Consider the following 6,552-nt stretch of genomic DNA (forward strand, 5'->3'; position numbering starts at 1 on the left):
CGGCACTCGCGGCAAACGCCGTCGTCGCGCATAATGCAACACTGCGTTTGATGGGCCGCCCCTGGAAACCGGCCCCCGCCCCCGCAACCCGGACCCCTCGCCCCACCAAAATGAAGCTCCTGCGCCTTTACGCCCTGGCCGCCCTGCTCGGCGGCACCGCGCTATTGCCCGCCGCGGCGCCCGCCCAACCGCCGACGCAGCAAGCCGCCGCGCAAGCCCTCGTCGGCAAATGGCGGCACCAGACCATGCTGCGCACCGTCGACGGCCAGGCGCTGCCGCCCCAGCCGTCCGGCGGCGCGGGCGTGGCCGAATTCCGCAGCGACGGCACCTGGTCGATGCAGGGCCCGGGCGCGCTTTCCAGCGGCACCTACCGCTGGCTCGACGCCAAGCGTATCGAGCAGACGCTGGAGCGATCCACCAGCGAATACGAGATCGGCGAGGCCTCCATCCGCTACGTGAAGATCCAGGGCGACCACCTGACGCTCACCCGCGTCCAGGACCGCAAGGAAATGGACAGGCTGATGCCGCCGGCCACGCCGGGCACCAAGCGTCCCGATCAGATGATCGTCACCAATCTCTTCACCCGCCTGCCCGCGGACTGATGCCTGCCGCCCCGGACGCAATCCGCTGGTAATCCAAATGCAGTATGGAAGGATGAAATCTTCTTTGCTACGCTGGGTCACCCTTGTGGAGGTCCCGTGACCATGCAACCCAAGATCCGAGTGCTTTGCGTGCAACCGTCATCGGTGATGGCCCGCTTCGCCTTCCTGGGCGTTGCGCTGCGCTGGTCGCTGGGCGCCACGCCCCGGCCGGCGCGACTGCGCATCGGTCCGCACGACCTGGCGCCGGTCGGCTCGGAAGCCGCGTTCTGGATGTTCGCGTTGCGCCACGCCCTGTCGTCGCAGTCGGTGCTGATCACCCGCGGCGACCACTGGGACGTCGCCGCCTCGATCGACGGCGACGAAATCCGCGCCTTTGGCCGCAAGTTCGCGCTGCGCCAGTGCCTCTAGCGCAGCCAACCGCCCCCCCTTTCAATAGTCGACCCGCGGCTTGCGGCGGTAGGCCGCCAGTTGCTCGGCGGTCCAGCGCTGCCGCGCTTCCTCCTGGCAACAGCTGCGGAACACCCGCGCGCCCACGTCCAGGAAACGCCGTAGGTCGTCCTCGGTCAACTTGCCCTGCACCTGCAGCAGGCAGTCCGCGTAGGCGGACAGGATGCCATCCCAACCTTCGGGCTTGCCGGGCGCGATGGGCTTGCTGATCATGCGGGCCATCATTTCGTTATGGTCCATCATGTTGGTTCCCCCTGAAGCCCCGCCGTGGCCGCGCCGGTCGCGGCGGTATGACGGCACTAGCGGCAGCAAGCGCCATGCCCGCCACGCGGCGCACGGCAACGGGCAGGGCGAAGGGTGGAGAAATTACCAGCCGGGGCAGTACGGGCTTACCGCTCCAAGGGCCTGTTCACGCTACAAGGAGCCTCGCGCAGGCCCTAGAATTCGGGCAGGTCGAACACGGTATGCAGGGTGGAACTGGGCATCGGCACCGACGCCAGGTGCTCGCGCCCGTCATCGTCGGTCAGCACCCGCACCGGCCGCGAGGCCACGGACAGGCCGTCGACGCTGATCACGGTTTCGACCTCGGCGCCGGCCTTGATGGCCTCGATCACTTCGGAAGCCGCCGCCGTCACGGGGTCGCTGACCCAGCCGGGCACGCCGCGCTCGGCCAGCCCCCAGCGCACGTAGGCCACGTGGCCGCTGACGGCTTCTTTACGAACGGCGACGATTGCGTAAAACGACATCCAGGCCTCCCGAAAGTTGGTGGCCCGGATCGTATAACAACTTCACTGATCCGCGATGACAGGCGGCATCAGGGTTCGATGTCGATGGGCGCAAAGGATTTCACCAGATCGTCCAGCTGCTTGAGCTGGGTCAGGAACGGCTCCAGCTTGTCCAGCGGCAGGGCGCTGGGGCCGTCGCACTTGGCGTTCCTGGGGTCCGGATGGGCCTCCAGGAACAGGCCCGCCAGCCCCACGCCCATGCCCGCCCGCGCCAGTTCCGCCACCTGCTCGCGGCGGCCGCCCGAGGCCGCATCCAGGGCCGAGCGCTGCTGCAAAGCGTGGGTGACGTCGAAGATCACCGGCCGGTTGCCGGAAACCTTCTTCATGACGCCGAAGCCCAGCATGTCCACCACCAGGTTGTCATAGCCGAAACTGGTGCCGCGGTCGCACAGGATGATCTGCTGGTTGCCCGCCTCGGTGAATTTCTCGACGATGTTGAGCACCTGGGTGGGGCTGAGGAACTGCGGTTTCTTGATGTTGACGACGCGGCCGGTCTTGGCCAGCGCCACCACCAGGTCGGTCTGGCGCGCCAGGAACGCCGGCAGCTGCAGGATGTCGGCCACTTCGGCCACGGGCGCCGCCTGCCAGGGTTCGTGCACGTCGGTGATCACCGGCACGCCGAAGTTCTGCTTGACCGCCTCGAAGATCTTCATGCCCTCTTCCAGGCCCGGGCCGCGGTAGGAGTGGATCGACGAGCGGTTGGCCTTGTCGAACGACGCCTTGAACACGTAGGGGATGCCCAGCCGGGTGGTCACGCGCTGGTATTCCTCGCAGGCGCGCAGCGCGAGATCCTTGGATTCCAGCACGTTGATCCCGCCGAACAGCACGAAAGGCTGGTCGTTGGCGCAGGTGATGGAGGGCGAGATGACGACTTCCGGGGCGGTCATGGGAGAGCGATCCTGTAAAGGTGTAGCGGGTGATAGAGCGTAATGTACAACCTGCCCGCCCCGGATCCGGCCCCCAACCGCCCCTTTTTTGCGGCGCCTCAGCGGCTGGCGGTCATGCGGCGCAGCACGCCGTCGCGCAGGACGTAATGATGGAACAGCGCCGCCACGGCGTGGATACAGGCCAGCACGATGATGCTCCAGGCCACGGTGTTGTGCAGGCCGCCGAAAAAGCGCCGCTGCTCGTGGTCGATGCTGACCAGCGTGGGGATGTCGAACAGGCCGAAGAACGCGAACGGCTCGCCCTGCGCCCAGCGGAACAGGAAGCCCAGCACGATCTGCGCCGCCAGCAGCAGGTACAGCAGCCCGTGCATGCCGGCGCCCGCCAGCCGCAGCCAGCCGCCCGAGGCCGGCGGCAGGTGCCGGCCGCGGCTCAGCCGCCAGACCACGCGCAGCACGAATACCGCCGCGAACAGCAGCCCGAAGGAGATATGCACCGATTGCAGCAGGCGCCGCGTCGGCGTGCCGCGCAGCAGGAAGCCCCAGATCTCGGCCAGGGCGAACAGGCCGACGACCAGGATCACCGTCAGCCAGTGGAAAGCGATCGTCGCCCGGTCATAGTGCGGGGTGCCGGCGGAAGCTGGCGGCGTCATCGTGGCAGTCACAAGATACGCTCGTTGGCAGGAAGCAATACCCGCGAGCGTATTGAGAACAGACTTACGACAACCTGATTCATGGACACCGATACCCTGCAAGGCCGGCTCGAATTCCTGCGGCAAGCCGAAAAGCTGAAAGATGTCCTGCGCAGCGCCCGCAGTTCGGGCGGACGCCAGGAAAGCACGGCCGAACACACCTGGCGCCTGTGCCTGATGGCGATGATGCTCGAAGACGGCCTGGCGGACCTGGATTTCGCCCGGATCCTGCGGCTGTGCGTGGTGCACGACCTGGGCGAGGCCATCCATGGCGACATCCCGGCGACGCAGCAGGCCACGGGCGCCGACAAGGGCGCCCAGGAACGGCTCGACCTGCTGCAGCTGGCCGCCCCGCTGGACGCCGCGGCGCGCGCGCGGCTGCTGGCGCTGTGGGACGACTATGAAAACGCCGGCTCGCCCGAGGCCCGGGCCGTCAAGGCGATGGACAAGCTGGAGACGCTGCTGCAACATAACCAGGGCGCCAATGCCCCGGATTTCGACTATGCGTTCAACCTGGACTACGGCCGCAAGCACACCGACGCCCTGCCCCTGTTCCGCGAGATCCGCCGCCTGCTCGATGCCGACACCGAAGCGCGCATCCGCCAGCAGGCCGCCGTGCGCGACACGGCCCCCGCCGGCCCCGCCGACGTGGTGCAGCGGCAGCTGGACGCCTACAACGCCCGCGACATCGACGCCTTCATGCCGGCCTGGGCCGAGGACTGCCAGTATTACGCCTTCCCCGACACGCTGCTGGCCAGCGGCCGCGCCGAAATCCGCGCGCGCCACGTCGAACGCTTCCAGGAACCCGACCTGCACGGCAAGCTGGTCAACCGCATCGTCAACGGCGACGTCGTGGTGGACCAGGAGATCGTCACCCGCAACTTCGCCGACGGCCCCGGCGAGATCGACGTCGTCGCGATCTACGAAGTGCGCGGCCAGCACATCGCCCGGGCCTGGTTCAAGCTCGGCCAGCCGCGATTACACGCCAGACCGGCATAGCGACGCCTCCACCAGGTGAGAAAAGCATGGGATTCCTAGACTCGCTGTTCCGGCGCAAGCCCACGCAAGACCAGTTCGCCACGCTTTTCATCGCCGCCGTCCGGCAACGGGGCTACAACGGCGAGCTCACCTACAAGGCCGATGAATTCCGCCTGCTGCACGGCGACAGCGCCTACTTCAACCTGCACAACGCCTACCACGCCTATTGCGACGCCCGCGGCGGCCAGCGCCAGGGCGCCTTGCAGGGCTACGTCTCCACCCTGCTCAGCAGCGGCCAGGCCATGCCGCACTCGCTGGCCGACGCCCGCCCCCTGCTGCGCCCGGTGATCCGCGGCCGCAGCGCCGTCGAGGCCGTGCGCATGCACCACCTGCGCAACGACGGCAACGACGCGGCGTTCCAGCCTGCCCTGCGCCCGTTTGGCGACGACTGCGTGGTGCTGCTGGCGCTGGACCGGCCGGAATCCATCGCCACCCTCACCAACGGGCCCGAGGCCTCGTGGGGCATCACGTTCGACGAAGCGCTGGCGATCGCCATCGACAACCTGCGCGATTCGGCCGACAACTTCGTGGAGGTGGCGCCCGGCGTCTACGGCGGCGGCTGGGAAGACGGCTACGACATCAGCCGCGTGCTGCTGCCCGACATGCTGGAGCGCGTCCCGGTGCGCGGCCGGCCGGTCTTCATGATGCCGACGCGCGACCTGCTGCTGGTCAGCGGCGACAACGACACCGAAGGCCTGATGAAGATGGTCGAGCTGTGCCAGCAGGTCATCCCGCACGGCCGTCCCGTATCGCCCTGTATGTATCGCTATGGCGAGGCCGGCGTCGAGCGCTTCGCGCCGCCGCACGATGAGTTGCGGCAACGCCAGGCCCACCTGGGGCGCATGCTGGCCAAGGGCGACTACGACGCCCAGAAAGAGGCGCTGGACCATCTCTACGAGGAACAGGGCGTCGACGTGTTCGTCGCCACCTACAACCTGTTCGCGCAGAACGGCGACGCCGACGCCTCGTTCTCGCTGGCGACCTGGACCCGCGGCGTGGACACCTCGCTGCCCGAGGTCGACCGCCTGGCGCTGGTGCGTCCGGACGCGGCCGACGAGATCGGCGAAGTCCGGGTGGTCGGCTGGGAACAGGCCCTGGCTTTGCTGGCGCCGCTGCTCGAACGCGAGAACCTCTACCCGGTCCGCTACCGCACCCGCGGCTTTCCCAGCGATGCGCAGCTGGCCCAGCTGCGGGCCATGGATTGACCGGGGCCAGTCCGCCCCGCTCCCTACGCTTGCGAGGCCGGTTCGCTCACCAGCCGGTAGGCCAGCGCCCCAATGATCGCGCCGACGATCGGCGCCACCCAGAACAGCCATAGCTGCTCCAGCGCCCAGCCGCCCACGAACAACGCGGGGCCGGTGGAACGCGCCGGGTTCACCGACGTATTGGTGACCGGAATGCTGACCAGGTGAATCAGCGTCAGCGCCAGGCCGATGGGAATGGCGGCGAAGCCGGCCGGCGCCCGCTTGGCGGTGGCGCCCAGGATCACGAACAGGAAGCCCGCCGTCATCACGATTTCGGTGACCAGCGCGGCCGCCATCGAGTACTTGCCGGGCGAATAGGCGCCGTAGCCGTTGGCGGCGAAATGGCTGCCCTTGAGGTCGAAGCCCAGCTTGCCGTCGGCGATCACCGCCAGCACCGCCGCCGCGGCGATGGCGCCCAGCACCTGCGCCACCACGTACGGCAGGATCTCGCGCGCCGGGAACCGGCCGCCGGCCACCAGCCCGACCGTGACGGCGGGATTGAAGTGCCCGCCGGAGATATGGCCAACCGCGAACGCCATGGTCAGCACCGTCAGGCCGAACGCCAGCGCCACGCCGGCGAAACCGATGCCCAGTTGCGGAAACCCGGCCGCCAGCACCGCCGCGCCGCAACCGCCCAGCACCAGCCAGAAGGTGCCGAAGAATTCCGCGCCGCAGCGCTTCGATAGGGGATACATGACTTGCCTCCGCAACAGAAAACCCGACGGTAGCCCGCGACGCGAATTGCGACTTTCAAACAATGCAAATTCGTTTTGATTCTTGACAGTACTTGACGATCACCGCCCGGGCCATGATGCAATGCGGCTAGGCCGAACAGCTTGCCGCGGACACCGCCCCCCCCC

General features: G+C 68.1%; 9 protein-coding genes and 1 pseudogene. 5 read left to right on the top strand and 5 right to left on the bottom strand.

Annotated elements, in window-relative coordinates:
• Positions 1-110: 110 nt before the first annotated feature.
• On the top strand, positions 111-602 hold the full coding sequence (locus AOZ49_RS25895) for a hypothetical protein (protein ID WP_054429976.1): 492 nt from the start codon (positions 111-113) through the stop codon (positions 600-602).
• 102 nt (positions 603-704) lie between these two features.
• Positions 705-1,010, top strand: a complete 306-nt coding sequence (locus tag AOZ49_RS25900; RefSeq protein ID WP_054430334.1) for a hypothetical protein — start codon at positions 705-707, stop codon at positions 1,008-1,010.
• Between the two features lie 21 nt (positions 1,011-1,031).
• On the opposite strand, the gene AOZ49_RS25905 is transcribed toward AOZ49_RS25900, so the two are convergent.
• The 4 genes from AOZ49_RS25905 to AOZ49_RS25920 form a co-directional block, all read right to left on the bottom strand.
• Positions 1,032-1,292 carry a hypothetical protein gene (locus AOZ49_RS25905; protein WP_231690442.1) on the bottom strand — a complete coding sequence of 87 codons (261 nt, stop codon included), beginning with the start codon at positions 1,290-1,292 and terminating at the stop codon, positions 1,032-1,034.
• A 194-nt stretch (positions 1,293-1,486) separates the two neighbouring features.
• Positions 1,487-1,795 (bottom strand): hypothetical protein, encoded by a 309-nt coding sequence (locus AOZ49_RS25910; protein WP_054429978.1) that lies wholly within the window; start codon positions 1,793-1,795, stop codon positions 1,487-1,489.
• Positions 1,796-1,863: 68 nt separating this feature from the next.
• On the bottom strand, positions 1,864-2,721 hold the full coding sequence (gene kdsA / locus AOZ49_RS25915) for a 3-deoxy-8-phosphooctulonate synthase (RefSeq protein WP_054429979.1): 858 nt from the start codon (positions 2,719-2,721) through the stop codon (positions 1,864-1,866).
• Between the two features lie 98 nt (positions 2,722-2,819).
• The gene (locus AOZ49_RS25920; protein ID WP_231690443.1) at positions 2,820-3,383 is read right to left on the bottom strand and encodes a cytochrome b; all 564 of its coding nucleotides are present in this window, start codon (positions 3,381-3,383) and stop codon (positions 2,820-2,822) included.
• Between the two features lie 69 nt (positions 3,384-3,452).
• Here AOZ49_RS25920 and AOZ49_RS33680 point away from each other — a divergent pair.
• The 3 genes and pseudogenes from AOZ49_RS33680 to AOZ49_RS25930 form a co-directional block, all read left to right on the top strand.
• Positions 3,453-4,022: pseudogene (locus AOZ49_RS33680) on the top strand (HD domain-containing protein); the annotation flags it as partial.
• 39 nt (positions 4,023-4,061) lie between these two features.
• Entirely contained in the window at positions 4,062-4,409 is a 348-nt protein-coding gene (locus AOZ49_RS33685; protein WP_255353595.1) for a nuclear transport factor 2 family protein, read from the top strand.
• A 26-nt stretch (positions 4,410-4,435) separates the two neighbouring features.
• Positions 4,436-5,653: a DUF1444 domain-containing protein gene (locus AOZ49_RS25930; RefSeq protein WP_054478552.1), complete on the top strand. Its 1,218-nt coding sequence runs from the start codon at positions 4,436-4,438 to the stop codon at positions 5,651-5,653.
• 23 nt (positions 5,654-5,676) lie between these two features.
• On the opposite strand, the gene aqpZ is transcribed toward AOZ49_RS25930, so the two are convergent.
• On the bottom strand, positions 5,677-6,387 hold the full coding sequence (aqpZ, locus tag AOZ49_RS25935) for an aquaporin Z (protein ID WP_054429988.1): 711 nt from the start codon (positions 6,385-6,387) through the stop codon (positions 5,677-5,679).
• Positions 6,388-6,552: the final 165 nt, after the last annotated feature.

Source organism: Achromobacter sp. 2789STDY5608615, assembly GCF_001298995.1.
GTDB classification, from domain to species: domain Bacteria; phylum Pseudomonadota; class Gammaproteobacteria; order Burkholderiales; family Burkholderiaceae_B; genus Achromobacter; species Achromobacter insuavis.

Bases quoted from the DNA above. Each gene is read 5' to 3' on its own strand.
- AOZ49_RS25895 (WP_054429976.1), top strand. From the start codon at position 111: ATGAAGCTCCTGCGCCTTTACGCCCTGGCCGCCCTGCTCGGCGGCACC.
- kdsA (WP_054429979.1), bottom strand. From the start codon at position 2,721: ATGACCGCCCCGGAAGTCGTCATCTCGCCCTCCATCACCTGCGCCAAC.
- AOZ49_RS25910 (WP_054429978.1), bottom strand. From the start codon at position 1,795: ATGTCGTTTTACGCAATCGTCGCCGTTCGTAAAGAAGCCGTCAGCGGC.
- AOZ49_RS25900 (WP_054430334.1), top strand. From the start codon at position 705: ATGCAACCCAAGATCCGAGTGCTTTGCGTGCAACCGTCATCGGTGATG.
- aqpZ (WP_054429988.1), bottom strand. From the start codon at position 6,387: ATGTATCCCCTATCGAAGCGCTGCGGCGCGGAATTCTTCGGCACCTTC.
- AOZ49_RS25930 (WP_054478552.1), top strand. From the start codon at position 4,436: ATGGGATTCCTAGACTCGCTGTTCCGGCGCAAGCCCACGCAAGACCAG.
- AOZ49_RS25905 (WP_231690442.1), bottom strand. From the start codon at position 1,292: ATGATGGACCATAACGAAATGATGGCCCGCATGATCAGCAAGCCCATC.